The organism is Reyranella sp. (assembly GCF_017305915.1).
Taxonomy (GTDB): Bacteria; Pseudomonadota; Alphaproteobacteria; order Reyranellales; family Reyranellaceae; genus Reyranella.
Genome location: NZ_JAFKJN010000007.1, coordinates 20,878 through 35,541 on the forward strand (window position 1 = coordinate 20,878; position 14,664 = coordinate 35,541).

Annotated in this window: 14 protein-coding genes; 8 read left to right on the forward strand and 6 right to left on the reverse strand. The window is 68.4% G+C overall.

Going from position 1 to position 14,664, the window contains the following annotated elements:
- Positions 1–52: 52 nt before the first annotated feature.
- Genes J0J01_RS03620 through J0J01_RS03640 form a run of 5 tightly spaced genes read left to right on the forward strand, consistent with a single transcriptional unit; the run spans position 53 to position 6,087 of the window.
- Positions 53–1,207 carry an acyl-CoA dehydrogenase family protein gene (locus J0J01_RS03620; RefSeq protein WP_296378823.1) on the forward strand — a complete coding sequence of 385 codons (1,155 nt, stop codon included), beginning with the start codon at positions 53–55 and terminating at the stop codon, positions 1,205–1,207.
- Entirely contained in the window at positions 1,204–2,343 is a 1,140-nt protein-coding gene (locus J0J01_RS03625; RefSeq protein ID WP_296378824.1) for a CoA transferase, read from the forward strand. Before J0J01_RS03620 ends, J0J01_RS03625 begins: the two co-directional genes overlap by 4 nt.
- On the forward strand, positions 2,340–3,455 hold the full coding sequence (locus J0J01_RS03630; RefSeq protein WP_296378825.1) for a CaiB/BaiF CoA-transferase family protein: 1,116 nt from the start codon (positions 2,340–2,342) through the stop codon (positions 3,453–3,455). Before J0J01_RS03625 ends, J0J01_RS03630 begins: the two co-directional genes overlap by 4 nt.
- Entirely contained in the window at positions 3,452–5,077 is a 1,626-nt protein-coding gene (locus J0J01_RS03635) for an amidohydrolase family protein (protein ID WP_296378826.1), read from the forward strand. The genes J0J01_RS03630 and J0J01_RS03635 overlap by 4 nt, the downstream gene beginning before the upstream one ends.
- Complete coding sequence (locus J0J01_RS03640) at positions 5,074–6,087, forward strand: GTP-binding protein (protein WP_296378827.1); 1,014 nt, start codon at positions 5,074–5,076, stop codon at positions 6,085–6,087. Before J0J01_RS03635 ends, J0J01_RS03640 begins: the two co-directional genes overlap by 4 nt.
- Here the strand turns inward: J0J01_RS03640 and J0J01_RS03645 are convergent.
- Complete coding sequence (locus J0J01_RS03645) at positions 6,058–6,618, reverse strand: histidine phosphatase family protein (RefSeq protein WP_296378828.1); 561 nt, start codon at positions 6,616–6,618, stop codon at positions 6,058–6,060. The two genes, J0J01_RS03640 and J0J01_RS03645, sit on opposite strands and share 30 nt — an antisense overlap.
- A 33-nt stretch (positions 6,619–6,651) precedes the next feature.
- Positions 6,652–7,374: an SDR family oxidoreductase gene (locus J0J01_RS03650; RefSeq protein ID WP_296378829.1), complete on the reverse strand. Its 723-nt coding sequence runs from the start codon at positions 7,372–7,374 to the stop codon at positions 6,652–6,654.
- 74 nt (positions 7,375–7,448) lie between these two features.
- Between J0J01_RS03650 and J0J01_RS03655 the strand changes: the two genes are divergently transcribed.
- Positions 7,449–8,324, forward strand: coding sequence for an NAD(P)-dependent oxidoreductase (locus tag J0J01_RS03655; protein WP_296378830.1), 876 nt, complete (start codon positions 7,449–7,451; stop codon positions 8,322–8,324).
- Positions 8,325–8,328: 4 nt separating this feature from the next.
- Positions 8,329–9,018 carry an alpha/beta fold hydrolase gene (locus J0J01_RS03660; RefSeq protein ID WP_296378831.1) on the forward strand — a complete coding sequence of 230 codons (690 nt, stop codon included), beginning with the start codon at positions 8,329–8,331 and terminating at the stop codon, positions 9,016–9,018.
- On the opposite strand, the gene J0J01_RS03665 is transcribed toward J0J01_RS03660, so the two are convergent.
- From J0J01_RS03665 to J0J01_RS03675, 3 genes are read right to left on the reverse strand one after another with little or no spacing between them, the layout of a single operon-like run.
- Entirely contained in the window at positions 8,964–9,404 is a 441-nt protein-coding gene (locus J0J01_RS03665) for a hypothetical protein (RefSeq protein ID WP_296378832.1), read from the reverse strand. The two genes, J0J01_RS03660 and J0J01_RS03665, sit on opposite strands and share 55 nt — an antisense overlap.
- A gap of 58 nt (positions 9,405–9,462) precedes the next feature.
- Positions 9,463–11,256, reverse strand: coding sequence for an acyl-CoA dehydrogenase family protein (locus tag J0J01_RS03670; protein WP_296378834.1), 1,794 nt, complete (start codon positions 11,254–11,256; stop codon positions 9,463–9,465).
- A gap of 15 nt (positions 11,257–11,271) precedes the next feature.
- Positions 11,272–12,006, reverse strand: coding sequence for an NAD-dependent deacylase (locus tag J0J01_RS03675; RefSeq protein ID WP_296378835.1), 735 nt, complete (start codon positions 12,004–12,006; stop codon positions 11,272–11,274).
- Between the two features lie 38 nt (positions 12,007–12,044).
- Between J0J01_RS03675 and J0J01_RS03680 the strand changes: the two genes are divergently transcribed.
- The gene (locus tag J0J01_RS03680) at positions 12,045–12,536 is read left to right on the forward strand and encodes a low molecular weight protein-tyrosine-phosphatase (RefSeq protein WP_296378836.1); all 492 of its coding nucleotides are present in this window, start codon (positions 12,045–12,047) and stop codon (positions 12,534–12,536) included.
- On the opposite strand, the gene J0J01_RS03685 is transcribed toward J0J01_RS03680, so the two are convergent.
- Positions 12,514–14,664 (reverse strand): N,N-dimethylformamidase beta subunit family domain-containing protein, encoded by a 2,151-nt coding sequence (locus tag J0J01_RS03685; protein ID WP_296378837.1) that lies wholly within the window; start codon positions 14,662–14,664, stop codon positions 12,514–12,516. The genes J0J01_RS03680 and J0J01_RS03685 overlap by 23 nt on opposite strands.

The window sequence follows — 14,664 nt, forward strand, 5'->3', positions numbered from 1 at the left end:
GACTCAAAGCGGGCAGGTTTTCACCTTGTCTGCGCACGAGTGGGAGGATGACATGACGAAGATCGATCCGGCGGACGAAGCGCAGCTGTTCGCGACCATCGATCGCTGGGTCGAGCGCGAGGTGAGGCCGCGTGTGAAGGAATTCGACCATGCCGACAAATGGCCGGCCGAGATCGTCGAGCAGATGAAGGAGCTCGGCCTGTTCGGCGCCACGGTCAGCCCGGACTATGGCGGGCTCGGCCTGCCGGCCACGACCTACGCCCAGATCGTGATGAAGATTTCCGCGGTGTGGATGGCGATCACCGGCATCTTCAACTCGCACCTGATGCTGGCGCTGGCGGTCGAGAAGTTCGGCACCGAGCCGCAGCGCCGCCACTGGCTGCCGAAATTTGCGTCGGGCGAGATCCGCGGCGGGCTGGCGCTGACCGAGCCCAACGCCGGCACCGACCTGCAGGCGATCCGCATGACGGCCCGGCGCGACAAGGGCGACTACGTGATCAACGGCACCAAGACCTGGATCTCCAACGGCATCGAGGGCTCGTGCTTCGCGCTGCTGGTCAAGACCAATCCCGAAGCGAGCCCGCGCTATTCCGGCATGAGCCTGTTCATCGCGCCCAAGGGGCCGGGCTTCACGGTCGGCCGCAAGCTCGAGAAGCTCGGTTACAAGTCGATCGATTCGGGCGAGCTCATCTTCCAGGATTACCGCATCCCGGCCGACCACCTGATCGGCGAGGTCGAGGGCCGCGGCTTCACCCAGGTGGCGGGCGGGCTGGAGCTCGGCCGCATCAACGTCGCGGCGCGCGGCGTCGGCATCGCCGAGGGCGCGCTCAGGCTCGCAACCGACTACGCGCAACTGCGCCAGACCTTCGGCAAGCCGATCATCGAGCACCAGGCGATTGCGCTCAAGATCGGCGAGATGGCGACGCGGGCGCGCGCCGCCCGTTTGCTGACGCTCGACGCGGCGCAGGCCTTCGACCGCGGCGACCGCTGCGACATGGAGGCCGGCATGGCCAAGTACTTCGCCTCGGAGGCGGCGCTGGAGAACAGCACCGAATCGATGCGCATCCACGGCGCCTACGGCTATTCCAAGGAATACGACATCGAGCGGCTCTATCGCGACGCGCCGCTGACCTGCATCGGCGAGGGCACCAACGAGATGCAGCGCCTGATCATCGCCCGCCAGTGGGCGCGCCGGAGCGCGGCGTGAGCAATACAAAACCGCTCGCCGGCATTCGCGTCCTCACCCTGGAGCAATTCGGGGCAGGACCCTACGGCACCATGTTCATGGCCGAGCTGGGCGCCGAGGTGATCAAGGTCGAGGCGCCCGACGGCGATCCGTCGCGCCAGGTCGGGCCGTATCGGCTGGGCAAGGACGACAGCGAATATTTCCAGGCCTGGAATCTCGGCAAGAAGAGTGTGACGCTCGATCTCAAGTCCAAGGACGGCCGCGCCAGGTTCGAGGCGCTGGTGAAGACCGCCGATTGCGTGGTCAACAACATGCGCGGCACGCAGCCGGGCAAGCTCGCCATCGACTATGCGAGCCTCAGGCATCTCAATCCCTCGATCGTCTGCCTGCACATCTCGGCCTATGGCCGCGCCAACGAGCGGGCGGACTGGCCGGGCTACGACTTCCTGATGCAGTCCGAAGCCGGGCTGATGGAGCTGACCGGCGATCCCGAGGGGCCACCGACGCGCGTCGGCGTGTCGCTGATCGACAGCATGAGCGGCCTCACCGGCACGGTCGGCCTGCTGGCCTGCCTGTTGCGCGCCAAGACGACGGGGCAGGGCTGCGACGTCGACACCTGCCTGTACGACGTCGCCATGCACCAGCTCACCTATCCGGGGCTGTGGTACCTCAACGAGGGCGATGTCTCGCCGCGGGTGCCGCGCAGCGCCCACCTGTCGCTGGCGCCGGTCCAGACCTTCCCGACCGCCGACGGCTGGATCTTCATCATGTGCATGACCCAGAAGTTCTGGCTGTCGCTGGTTCAGGCGATGGATCGCAGCGAGCTGCTGAGCGACCCGCGCTTCCGCGATCCCAACACGCGGGCTGCCAACCGTGCGCAACTCACCGAGGCGCTCGACCCGACCTTCCGCACGCGCACGACGGCGGCGTGGCTGGAGAAGTTCAACGGCCTGCTGCCGGCGGCGCCGGTCTATCGCCTCGACCAGGCGCTCGATAGCGACTTCGCGCGCTCGACCGGCATGGTCGCCGCCGTGCCGCATCCGGCGAAGGGCAGCCTGCGTGTGATCGCCAACCCCATCCGCATCGATGGCGAGCGGCCTTCTCAATCTGCGTGCGCGCCGCTCGGTGCCGATAATTCTCTCGTGGACGAAGCATGAAGCTCGAAGGCATCAAGGTCGTCGACCTCTCCTGGTTCCTGCCGGGGCCCTATCTCACCCTGGCGCTGGCCGACCACGGCGCCACCGTCATCAAGGTCGAGCCGCCGGGCGAGGGCGATCCCGGCCGTCACATCCGGCCGCCCGACGAGCGCACCTCGGTGTTCTTCCGCAACATGGCGCGCGGCAAGAAGAGCGTCGTGCTCGACCTCAAGAGCGAGCAGGGCCGCGCCGATCTGCTCCGGCTGTGCACGGAGGCCGACGTGATTGTCGAATCCTTCCGGCCGGGCGTCGCGTCGCGCTTCGGCATCTCCTACGAGGCGGTCAAGCAAGCGAACCCCGGCGTCGTCTATTGCTCGATCTCGGCCTTCGGCCAGGACGGCGCCTATCCCGGCCGCGCCGCGCACGATCTCGCGCTGGAGGCGATGACCGGCGTGCTCAGCCTCACCCTGGGCGACGACAAGCGGCCCGCGGTGCCGGGCATCCCGATCGCCGACCTGGTGAGCGGCCTGCACGGCCTGTCGGGCGTGCTGATGGCGCTGCTGCGCCGCACGACCACCGGCAAGGGCGACTATATCGACGTCTCGATGCACGAGGCGCTGATGGCGTCGTGCGCCAATGTGGTCGGCGAGGCCTTCACCGTGGGCGAGCAGCCCGACGTCAAGAACCAGCGCACCACCGGCGGCGCCGCCTTCTATCGCACCTACGACACGTCGGATGGCCGCCAGCTCGTGCTCGCCGGGCAGGAGATGAAGTTCATCCGCAACCTGCTCGGCGCGCTCGGCAAGCCCGAGCTCATCGACCTCTGCGAATGGCCGGGCGCGCACCAGAAGCCGGTTCACGCGTTCCTCGCCGCGACCTTCAAGGCCAGGCCGCTGGCCCACTGGATGGACTGGCTGGCGACGCTCGACATCTGCTACGGCCCGGTCAACACGCTGCCCGAGGCGATCGAGGACCCGAACCTGCTGAAGCGTAAGGCCATCGTCGTCGCCGAGGACGGCCGCAAGCATTTTGCGCCCGCTGTGCGCTTCAGGGACGAGCCGTCGCAGCCCCTTTATCGCGAGCCGCTGCTGGGCGAGCATACGACCGAAATCCTGCGAGGAACCAAGCCATGACCGACACGCCTACTGCCAATGCCATCCTGCCGGGCGACGAGCTGGCGGGGTACCGCGCCAAGGCGGGCCAGTCGGTCGTCACGGCGGCGACGACGCGCGACCGCGGCATCGGCCCGTTCAAGCGGCTGGTGCTGCGCGGCGCCACGGTGATCGACGGCACCGGCGCGCCGCCGATCGGGCCGACCGACATCGTGATCGAGAACAACCGCATCACCCTGATGAAGAAGGCGACCGGCAACCTCTCCACCGCGGCCAATCGCGTGCCGACCGGCGATCACGAGATCGACTGCCGCGGCAAGTGGGTGACGCCGGGCTTCATCGACTGCCACGCCCATGCCGGCGTCGCCTATCATTCGGCCAACGGCTGGGTGCCGCCGGTCGACTACGTCTACAAGCTCTGGCTGGCGCACGGCGTCACCACGGTGCGCGAGATGGGCTCGATGAACGGGTTGGGCTGGATGCTCGACCAGAAGAAGCGCTCGGCCGAGAACACCATCGCCGCGCCGCGCCTGCTGGCCTACGCCTACTTTCCGGCCGTCAACGACATGCTGAAGACGATCCACACGCCGGACGAGGGCCGCGCCTGGCTGCGCAAGCTCAAGGACCGCGGTGCCGACGGCGTGAAGTTCTTCGGCGCGCCGCCCGCCATCATGCAGGCGGCGCTCGACGAGTGCGTCCGGCTCGGCTTGCGCTCGGGCTGCCATCACGCCCAGATGGCGGTGACGCGCATGAACGCGCTCACCACCGCGCGCTGGGGCCTCACCAGCGCCGAGCACTATTACGGCCTGCCCGAGGCGCTGTTCGGCGATCGCGTCGTCCAGCACTTCCCGCTCGACTACGACTACAACGACGAATATTTCCGCTTCTCGGTCTCCGGCCAGATGTTCCGCCAGGGCGCGGAGCCCGGCTCGGCCAAGTGGAACGAGGTGCTGGAGAGGTTCCTCGAGATCGGCTTCACCTTCGTGCCGACCTTCACCATCTACGACGCCAACCGCGACCTGATGCGGGCGCGCCAGGCCGACTGGCACAAGGACTACACCTGGAAGTCGATGTGGAACTACTTCACGCCGCAGCGCGGCGGGCACGGTTCCTACTGGTACCGCTGGTCGACCACCAACGAGGTCGAGTGGAAGGAGAACTACCGGCTCTGGATGGCCTTCATCAACGAGTACAAGAACCGCGGCGGCCGCGTCTGCACCGGCAGCGATTCCGGCTTCATCTACTCTATCTTCGGCTTCGGCTATGTCCGCGAGCTCGAGCTCTTGCAGGAGGCGGGCTTCCATCCGCTCGAGGTCATCCGCTCGGCAACCTCGCAGGGCGCCGCGCTGTGCGGCGTCGAGGACGAGCTGGGCACGCTCGAGGTCGGCAAGCTCGCCGACGTGCTGGTGCACGACCACAATCCGCTGACCGACTTCAAGCTGCTCTACGGCACCGGCGCGATGCGCTTCAACGACGCGACCAACGCGGTCGAGTGGCATCGCGGGCTCAAGTACACGATCAAGGACGGCGTGATCTACGACACCGCCGAGCTGCTGGCCGACGTGCGCGACCTGGTGAAGGCGAGCTTCGAGGAGGACGTGCCGGCCCGCTACGCGGCGCAGCAGCAGAAGGCAGCGGAGTGACTGGGCCTGCCGGGACGGACTTCGTCGTCCTCACGGGCTTCCTGGGGTCGGGCAAGACGACCCTGCTGCGCGATTTCCTGACCGGTCCCGAAGCGGCGGACACCGCGGTGATCGTCAACGAGGCCGGCGAGATCGGCCTCGACGGCGTGATCCTGCGCGAGGATCGCGACACGCCGATCGCCATGCTGTCGAACGGCTGCATCTGCTGTACGGCCGGCAGCGACCTCGCCTACACGATCGACCGACTGCTCAGCGTGGAGCGGCCGGGCGCCACGGGTCCGCTACGCCGCATCGTGCTGGAGACCAGCGGGCTCTCGAAGCCCGGTCCGGTCTTGCGCCAGCTTGGCAGTCTCGCCGCCCATCGCCTGCGCGTCTCGGTGCTCGTGACCTTCGATGCCACGCGCGGCACCGCGCTGGCCGAGTTCGAGGAGGCGTCGGCGCAATGGGCCGCCGCGCATCGCATCGTCGTCACCAAGACCGACGTCGTTTCCGCCGAGGCCGTGGCGCGCGCCCGGGAAGAGATCGCCTCCATCAATCCGCTGGCCGAGATCGTGGCGACGGCCGATCGTGATCGTGCTGTGACGGCGGCCTTCGCGCCGCTCGCGGGAGGCGTGCCCATGCCTGCGCCGCCTCCGGTCGCAGCCCAGGCTCATCCCCACATCGGCGTGCGCCTCGCGCGTCCGGTCGATGTCATGGCCTACGACGACGTTGCGGCCTGGCTCGACAATCTTGCCGGCGCGCTGGGCGACAGGTTGTTGCGCCTGAAGGGGCTGGTGCGCGTCAAGGAGAGCGAGCGGCCGGTGCTGGTGCAGAGCGTCGGCACGATCTTCTCCGCGCCGCGGCCGTTCGGCGAGCCGCACGCGTCGCCGCCGCTCTTCCTGGTGATCATCGCGCGCGATCTTCGGGCGGGCGAATTGGAGGCCGTCGCGCCGGTCGGGCTGTTCGACTTTTCGTCCTACACGGCACCCGCGAGTCTCGGTTCAGTGCAGCGGTTTGTCGGAGTCGCCTGACAGGAGCATCGGGAAGAGCTCGCGGAAGGCGAAGCCGGTCGCGCCGTCGGCGCGGTCGAAGCGCAGCACGACATCGTAGCGCGAGCCGTTCCAATGGGTGGGCGGCGTGCCGCTGGCGATCGGCAGCAGCGGCACGAGGTCCTCGACGATCGCCTTGTGCTCCCACGCCACCAGCACCACGCCGGAGAGGCCCAGCAGCTCGGTGACCAGCGCCTTCTCCTGACCCTTGGCATAGGTCAGGTTGGTCTGCAGGCCGAGCCGCGGCGACAGCGCCGAGACGGTCTCCGCCGGCCGCTGGCTGACATCGTCGCCCGTTCCTTGCGGGTTCGCGGCGTAGACCGCCCCTGGCGTCGGATAATCGGTGCCGCCGAGGCCCGCGCCGAACAGCGCCGTCCAGGCACCGGCACGCTCCCAGCCGCGAATCACGAGCGATTCCTTGTCCGGCGTGGCGTCGAACTGCGACCCGGGACCGGGCCAGTTCTCGCCGGGCTTCTCGGCGTGGCGGATGATGAGCAGGGTCAGCGCGGCCATGACGAGTCTCCGGTAGAAGACGCCGATTGTAGCTCAACCCAGGCCGATGCGCTTGCGGAATGCCTCGTCGCGCATCGATACGTCCTGGCCGATCAGGTCGTCGCTGGCGTCGTTGCAGAGATAGAGCAAACCGCGCACCGCGTGCTCGACCGGCGACAGGTTGGCGCGCGGGATCTGGCTGACCTGGTTGAGCCCCGAGGCGCGGATCTTGACCTGCATGTCGGTGTCGATGGTGCCGGGCGAAAAGCCGAAGATGCGGACGCCGGGAGCCTCGAGCGCGACCGAGCGGGTCATCATGGCGAGGCCGGCCTTGGCCGCGCAGTAGCTGCTCCAGCCTTCGAGCGGCCGGTAGGCGGCGCCCGACGAGACGTTGATGATCGAGCCGCCGCCCGTCAGCATCCCGCCGATCACGGCACGCACGACGTTGTAGGCGCCGACCAGGTTGATCTGGATGTTGCGCGCCCAGACCGCGGGCTCGGACGCCGCCAGCTCGGCGATCGGCTCGATGACGCCGGCATTGTTGACCAGGATGTCGAGGCCGCCCAGCCGCTGGCGGGTATCGGCCACGGCGCGTTCGATCGCGGGGTAGTCGGAGACATCGCAGGCCAGCGCCTCGGCCGTATCGCCCGCATCGGCGATCTCCCGCGCCACCACCTGGGCGAGGTCGCCATCGCGGGCCAGCAGCATGACCTTGGCGCCGTCGCGGGCCAGCGCCCGCGCGATGCCCTCGCCGAGGCCGCGGCTGGCGCCGGTCACCAATGCGATTTTTCCCTGCAAGCCCATCGTTCTTCCTCCGCTACAGTCCACACCATAACCCACGGGAGGAAAGAATGGCCGGCAAGGTCGGTTTCATCGGCTTGGGCGCCATGGGCGGCCCGATGGCGCGAAATCTCATCGGCGCGGGAACGCCGCTGGTCGTGCATGACATCGACGCCGCGAAGACGGCGGGGCTGAACGCCGAGGTGGCCCATTCGGCGAAGGAGGTCGCGTCCAAGGTCGAGCGCACCATCGTGATCGTCGAGACGACCGAGCAGGCGCAGTCGGTGATCCGCGGTATCGCCGAGGGTGCGAAGGCCGGCCACATCGTGGTCTGCATGTCGACCATCGATCCGTTCGCGGCGCGCGCGCTGGCCGAGGAGCTGGCGGCCAAGGACATCGCCATGATCGACGCGCCGGTGAGCGGCGGCACCGGCCGCGCCCAGTCGGGCGAGCTGTCGGTGATCGTCGGCGGCGATGCCGCGATCGTCGCCCGGTGCAAGGACCTGTTCGACGTCATGGGCAGCCAGACCTTCCATGTCGGGCCGCTCGGCAGCGGGCTCGCCATGAAGCTGGTCAACAACATGCTGGTGCAGGTCAACACCGTCGCGGTGGCCGAGGCGCTGGTGCTGGGCGTCAAGGCGGGCCTCGATCCCAAGACGATCTACGACGTGGTCAAGGTCTCGACCGGCGCCAGTGCCGCGTGGGAGCTCCGGGTACCGCGCATCCTCGCCGGCGACTACGTGCCGGGCGGCACGGTCGATATCTCCTACAAGGACCAGGAGCTGGAGACGGCCTTCGCCAAGCGCCTCGGCGTGCCGCTGCTGCTCGCGAATGTGACGCAGCAGGTCTACCAGATGGCCCGCGTGCAGGGGCTCAACAAGCAGGACGGCTCGGCGATCGTGAAGGTCTTCGAGACGCTGGCCGGCGTGACGGTGAAGGGGAGCTGAAACGATGACCACGTTCGTACTGCTGCACGGCGCCTATCAGGGCGGCTGGATATGGAACCCGGTGGCCGAGCGGCTTCGGGCGCAGGGCCATCTCGTCTTCGCGCCGAGCCTCGACGGCTGCGCCGAGCGCGCGCCGGAGGTGCGCAAGGGCATCACCACCGAGACGCATGCCGAGGAGGTCGCGAAAGCGCTGTTCTACAACGACCTGCGCGACGTCGTGCTGGTCGGCACCAGCACCGGCGGCATGGTGATGGCGCGCGCGGCCGAGACGGCGCGCGAGCGGGTAGCGCGGGTGGTGTTCGCCGACGCGCTGGCGCTGGTCGACGGCGAGGCGGTGCCGCAGATCGTCAAGCGGCCGACCGCGGTCAACACCGAGCTGACCACCGGACCGTCGCGGCACGATTTCGAGACGCGCCTGTTCGCCGATCTCGAGCCGGCGACGCGCAAGTGGGCGATCGAGCGCTGCACGCCCCATCCGATCGCGCCGCTGACCGCGCCGGTGAAGCTCGACGGTTTCTGGAGCCAGGCCTGGAACGCCTCGGTGATCTGGTGCCGCAAGAGCAGCAACCCGCCGGTCGCCCACCAGCGCCGCGCCTGCGAGACGCTCAAGGGCCACTGGCACGAGCTCGACACCGGCCACTATCCGATGCTGAGCGAGCCCGACGCGCTCACGAAGCTGATCGTCGAAGGGTAGAGCGCTGTTGCAGATTTTTCTTTCGGTCGAACCATAAACTTCCGATGGGTCGGGGCGCGATTTTCCTGCGAAATCGCGCTCGCGATGCTCAACGCGACGATTCCGGCGCTTGCGGCGGCCTCAATACGGGCAATGGAACGCTTGTTTGACCGATATTCCTTAGAAGACGCGCGCGGCCATTGCCCATAATAGGTGTTCGGCGCGCCGTGATGCAGAGTCGCGCGCATGATGATGATCGTGTTGCGCCTGCTGTCGCTCTTGCGCCTGAACTGCCGCTGGCCTCGGCCTTTCAGCCGTCCCGGCCCCCTGAAAAGGTGTTTTTTTAACGGGGGCGAGGGGCGGTGGATTCGTGGACTCTCGCGCGAAAACCCCGATTCCATCGGCATCCAACCGGTCCTCTGCGGAGTGGACTCTCGTGGACTCCCGTGGACGCCCGGCCTCCGCTCAGGACAGCAGCGCCACGGCCTTCGCCAGTGGCACGGGGGCATCGCTCAGCAGCAGGTCCATCGCCTCCTGCTCCCACGGCGATTCGGCGAGCGACAGCGGGTCCTGCGGCGCCAGGCGATGCTCGATCACCAGCCGCGACAGCAGCAGGCGGCGGGCGTCGCCGCCCCCATCACTCACTGGAAGGGCGCCGAGCGTCGCGCCTTCCCAGGCCATCAGCGCCGCGCTCGCGGCGTGATAGAGCGCGCCGGCGGCGAGGCGCGCGCGCTTCTCGTGCTTGCGGTCGGATGCCACCGCCTCGGCGAAGCGCTCGACGCGATCGAGCGTCGCGCCGAGCAGGCCCTTGTACTGGCCGGGCAAGCTGCCGCTCGGCTCGTACCTGGCCTTGAGCGCGGCGGTCAGGGTCTTGTGGCCGCCCGCCTTGCCGACGGCGCGTTGCACCACATCGAGCGCGTTGATGTTGGAGGTGCCTTCCCACAGCGTGCCGATCTGGGCGTCGCGGACCAGCCGCGCGGTCACCCATTCCTCGATGTAGCCGATGCCGCCGCGCACCTCGAGCGCCTGGCTGGCGACCGGGATGTTGTCGCGGCAGGCGCGGAACTTGTAGACCGGCGTCAGGATGCGCAGCAGGTTCTCGGCGTCCTTGTCGCCTTTGTTGGCGCGGCCCATGGCATCGGCCGAGAAGGCGTACATCGACAAGGCCTGCTCGGTCGGCAGCATGATCTTCATGAGCTGCCGGCGCAGCAGCGGGTACTCGGCGATCGCCTTGCCGAACGCGCGGCGGCCGCGCGCCGCGGCCAGCGCCTCGTTGAGGCAGCGGCGCATCATCGAGGCGGCGCGCACGCCGTGGCTGAGCCGCGACAGGTTCACCTGGTCCATCATCTGCTTGAAGCCGCGCGTCACGTCGCCCACGAGATAGGCCGTCGCGCCGTCGAGGATGATCTCGCCCGAGGCCATCGACCGAGTGCCGAGCTTGTCCTTCAGCCGCACGATCCGATAGCTGTTGCGGCTGCCGTCCTCGAGCCGCCGCGGCATCGCGAACATGCCGAGGCCTGCCGTGCCCGGCGCGGCTCCGCGCGGGCGCGCCAGCAGCACCGCGACATCGGCATCGGCGTGGCTGCAGAACCATTTCTGGCCATGGAGCCGCCAGCGCTCGACGCCGTCGGCGCCGACACCGACCGGCTCGGCCTCGGTCTCGATCGCGCCGACATCCGAGCCGCCCGCCTTCTCGGTCATGAACTGCGTGCCCTTGAGCATCGTGGCCGGGTCCTGGCTCAGCAGCCGGTCGAGCAGCAGCTTCTTCAGCGCGTCGGAGCCGAAGCGCTTGATGATGTAGTTAGAAGTGTCGGAGACCGAGACCGGGCACATCAGGCCGAACTCGGCCTGCACGAAGAGGTAGGTGATGCCGTACTTGACCAGCGGATGCGCTGCCTCGGCCATGCCGAGCACACCGGGGCGGTGGCTCATGGCGTGCATGCCGAACTCCTCGAAGGCGATCCTCTCCATCTCGCGATAGGCGGGGTGGTAGTCGATCCAGTCCTCGTCGCGGCCGAAGCGGTCGCGCGGGTTGAGCACGGGCGGATGCTTGTCGGCGACCTGCGCCAGCGCGTCGAGCCGACCGCCGGCCAGCGCGCCCAGCCGATCGAAGTGCGGCGTCATGTGCCTCAGCAGCGCCGGCTCCATGTAGAGCGACAGCAGGTCCTGAAACTGCCGGTCGATCGCCCAGAAGTTCTGGCCGTGGATGTCGGGGGCGATGTGATGGGCGCCGTGCGCCTTCAGGGTCATATCGGGCATGGCCTTCTCCTTACGTCATTTCCAGCCGTAGGCCAGCACCCGGTCGACGAACGCCGGCACGGTGAGGGTGGCGGGGCCGTAGATGTGCTCGTGGAACAGCGTCCGGTTGACGCTCGGTTCGAGGTTGAGCTCGACGGTATGAACCCTCGGCCGGCTGCGGCGAACCTGCAGGACGTAGCCCGCCGCCGGATAGACCTCGCCCGAGGTGCCGATCGCCAGGAACAGGCCGCAGCGCTCCAGGACGTCGTCGATCTCGTCCACGTGCATCGGCATCTCGCCGAACCAGACGATGTTGGGCCTGAGCTGCCCGACCGCCTTGCAGTGCGGACAGACCGACTGCGGCGTCAGGTCGATGTCGGAGACGGTGACCGTGCCGCAGTTCATGCAGCGGCTCTCGCCGTCGCGGCCGTGCATGTGGATCACCCGCTTGGAGCCCGCCTGCTCGTGCAGGGGATCGATGTTCTGCGTCACGACAGTGACCTCGCCGCCATACTTCTGCTCGAGCCTGGCCAGCGCCTTGTGCGCGGCGTTGGGCACGATGTGGGCGGCGCGGAAGCTCTTGCGGGTGTCGTTGTAGAAGTCGAGCACCTTCTTCTTGTCGTTGTGCCAGGCCTCGATCGTGGCGACCTCCTCCAGGGTGACGCGGGTCCACAACCCATCCTTGTCCCGGAAGGTGTCGATGCCGCTTTCCTTGGAGATGCCGGCGCCGGTCAGAGCGACGATGCCCGGCGGCATGAAGTCCTGATGCATGGGCGTCACTCTAGCGCTGTGCTATAGGGTGCGCAGCCATGGCCATCGGAGTCCTGTTCGTCTGCACCGGCAACATCTGCCGCTCGCCAACCGCTGCCGGCGTTTTTCGCGCCATGGCGCGCAAGGCAGGCATGGAGCACGAGTTCAATATCGACTCGGCCGGCACCTTCGACGGCCATGCCGGCAACCCGGCGTCGATGCTGGCGATCGAGACGGCCAAGCTGCGCGGCTACGACATCACCGACCACCGCGCCAAGCTCCTGACCATCGACCTCTTGAAGCGGTTCGACCTGCCGGTCGCCATGGACCGCACCCATCTGGCGGCGCTGCGCTGGATGGTGCCGCGCGACCGCCAGGACATCCCGACCCTGCTGATGAGGTTCGCGCCGCAGCTCGGCCTCGACGAGGTGCCCGATCCCTACGGCGGCCCGGCGGCCGGCTACGACAAGGCGATGGACCTCATCGAAGCCGCCTGCAAGGGCCTGATCGAAGGCTTCCAGTCGGAGTTCAAAGCGGCCAGGTCCGGTTGAGCTCGCCGAAGCGGTTGAGCACGTTGAAGGTCAGCCGCGAGACGTCGTTGTCGAAGCCCTTGGCCGGCAGCGATCCGCAATAGGTGATCGAGCCGACCGAGAACACCGCGCCGCCCTTGGGCTTCTCGATGTAGGTCATGTCGGCGCGGATCAGCTGGTCGAGCGTCTCGCCGGTGATGGTGGTGTCGAAGCCCAGCCGCTCCTCGTGGACGACGACGAAGTTCTTTCGGTCGTGGCCGCCCGAGGAGGCGAGCACCACGGCGTTGAGCGGGCTGCCCTGCCGCTTGTCCAGGCGGTCGAGCTCGAAGCCTGCGGCGCCGCCGCCCGACAGGCCGTAGTCGCCGAACACGTCGTCCGACTTCACGCCCTCGAAGACCCAGGCGTGGGTGTTGTCGCGCGACGCGGGTCCGCGGCGATAGGCGTCGCCCCAGAAGGTGCCCTGGCTGGTGAAGCCGATGCCGCAGAGTTGCTGGGGCGGCCGGTCGCTGCGCCGCCACAGCCCGCCATAGGCGCCGTCGAAGGCGTGGTAGTACTCGCCGGGCTCGGCCGCCCAGGTGCGGATGCCGCCCTCGGTGCGCCGCACCTCGATCGCGCCCGGCACCTTGTCGTTGAGCGCGACGCGCCAGTAGAAGCCGTTGCCGCCGAGATACATCAGCCGGCCGCCGTCATCGATGTAGCCTTGTAGCGCGTCGAGCGTGTTGGCGGTGTGGTACTCCGGATGCGCGCCGGTCAGCACGACCTTGTAGGGCCTGAGCAGCTCGACGCCCTCGGCGTGCAGGTCGTGGTCGGTGATGACGTCGAAGTCGACGCCCATCTTGTCGAGCCACGCGGTGAGATGCGAATCGGCCGGGATGTGCCGCAGGCCCGAGCCGCGGGTGTCGAACAGGGCGAGGAAATTCGGCCGCCAGGTGAGCAGGGGCCGTAGCCGCGAGGAGTAGGCCACGCCCGAGCCGTCGCGGTGGATGTTGTAGGTCGAGAGCCCGTAGTCCTTGTGGTCGTCGGGATTGTTGGGCGAGGCCTTCCACTGTGCCACCCGCAGCCGGAAGGCGTCGTTGAACAGCCCGCGCGCGAAGTTGGTGTAGACCTGATAGGTGAAGGTCGAGGCGAGATAGACGACCTTCGCCGTCGGCTCGCCCTTCGCCGGCCGCACGAAGAACGGGATGATGTCGCGATGCGTGTCGCAGGCCAGCGCCATGCCGTAGACGCCGCTCTTCAACCCGTCCGGCACCGTGAACTTGAAGCTGTCCTCCCAGGCACAGTCGTGCAGGTCGTCGTCGTGGAAGTGGATGGCGGCGTAATGATGCGGCGCCTGCTTCCAGTCGCGCTCGGCGCCGGTCCAGGCGGCGCCCTTCATCGCCCGCGTCGGCAGGTTGACCAGCCTTCCGTGCAGGCCGTTGGGGCCGGTGTCCTCGATCTCCAACGAGTCCATGCGGCGGGAGAAATCCCACGCCGCGACGCCCGCGATGCGCGGCGCCTCGATCTTGCCGTTGAAGCAGCGCTGGGCCGGGCGGTCCTTCGCCTGCTCGGCGCCGATCAGGATCGGTTGCGCCGTGTCGAGCATCACCGGCGCGCTGAGGCTCGCCTCGCCCTCGTCGTCGACGGCGAAGGCGCGCTTCAGCGGCTGCTGGCCGACCCGCAGCATGCCGGTCGCCGAATCGGCGCTCGCCCACACACGATACCAGGTGTGGGCACGCAGCGGCTTGCCGACCACGGCGCGGACATCGCCGACCTCCAGCGCCATGCCCTCGGGCGTCATCACCAGGGCAAAGCCCTTGCCGCTCTCCGGATCGCGCCGCGACAGCACGGTCTGCGGCCCGTCGGCCGGCAGGGTCGGCCAGATCTGCGCCTCGGCCGACAGCGCGGCCGGGAAGCCGCCCTCGCGCGCTGCGTCGACGATGGCGTAGGAGCCGGGCCGGGCGTGCTGCACCCTGGACGGGAAGGTGCCGGCGAAGCTGTCGGTATGGTCCTCGAAGATCGGGCCGGGTCCGGCGGGATTGGGATCGCCGCAAATGATGCGCACCAGGCTGGCGCTGAACGGGCCCGGCCCGCGGCTCGAAACCTTGAAGGCGACGGTCTCGCCGGCGCGTACCGAGATGCGGTCGGCATAGCCGATAAGCTGTGCAGTCAC

Excerpts from the sequence above, each read along its gene's own strand:
- J0J01_RS03620 (WP_296378823.1), top strand. The coding sequence starts at position 53 with ATGACGAAGATCGATCCGGCGGACGAAGCGCAGCTGTTCGCGACCATC.
- J0J01_RS03630 (WP_296378825.1), top strand. The coding sequence starts at position 2,340 with ATGAAGCTCGAAGGCATCAAGGTCGTCGACCTCTCCTGGTTCCTGCCG.
- J0J01_RS03635 (WP_296378826.1), top strand. The coding sequence starts at position 3,452 with ATGACCGACACGCCTACTGCCAATGCCATCCTGCCGGGCGACGAGCTG.
- J0J01_RS03645 (WP_296378828.1), bottom strand. The coding sequence starts at position 6,618 with ATGGCCGCGCTGACCCTGCTCATCATCCGCCACGCCGAGAAGCCCGGC.
- J0J01_RS03655 (WP_296378830.1), top strand. The coding sequence starts at position 7,449 with ATGGCCGGCAAGGTCGGTTTCATCGGCTTGGGCGCCATGGGCGGCCCG.
- J0J01_RS03660 (WP_296378831.1), top strand. The coding sequence starts at position 8,329 with ATGACCACGTTCGTACTGCTGCACGGCGCCTATCAGGGCGGCTGGATA.
- J0J01_RS03665 (WP_296378832.1), bottom strand. The coding sequence starts at position 9,404 with ATGCCGATGGAATCGGGGTTTTCGCGCGAGAGTCCACGAATCCACCGC.
- J0J01_RS03670 (WP_296378834.1), bottom strand. The coding sequence starts at position 11,256 with ATGCCCGATATGACCCTGAAGGCGCACGGCGCCCATCACATCGCCCCC.
- J0J01_RS03675 (WP_296378835.1), bottom strand. The coding sequence starts at position 12,006 with ATGCATCAGGACTTCATGCCGCCGGGCATCGTCGCTCTGACCGGCGCC.
- J0J01_RS03680 (WP_296378836.1), top strand. The coding sequence starts at position 12,045 with ATGGCCATCGGAGTCCTGTTCGTCTGCACCGGCAACATCTGCCGCTCG.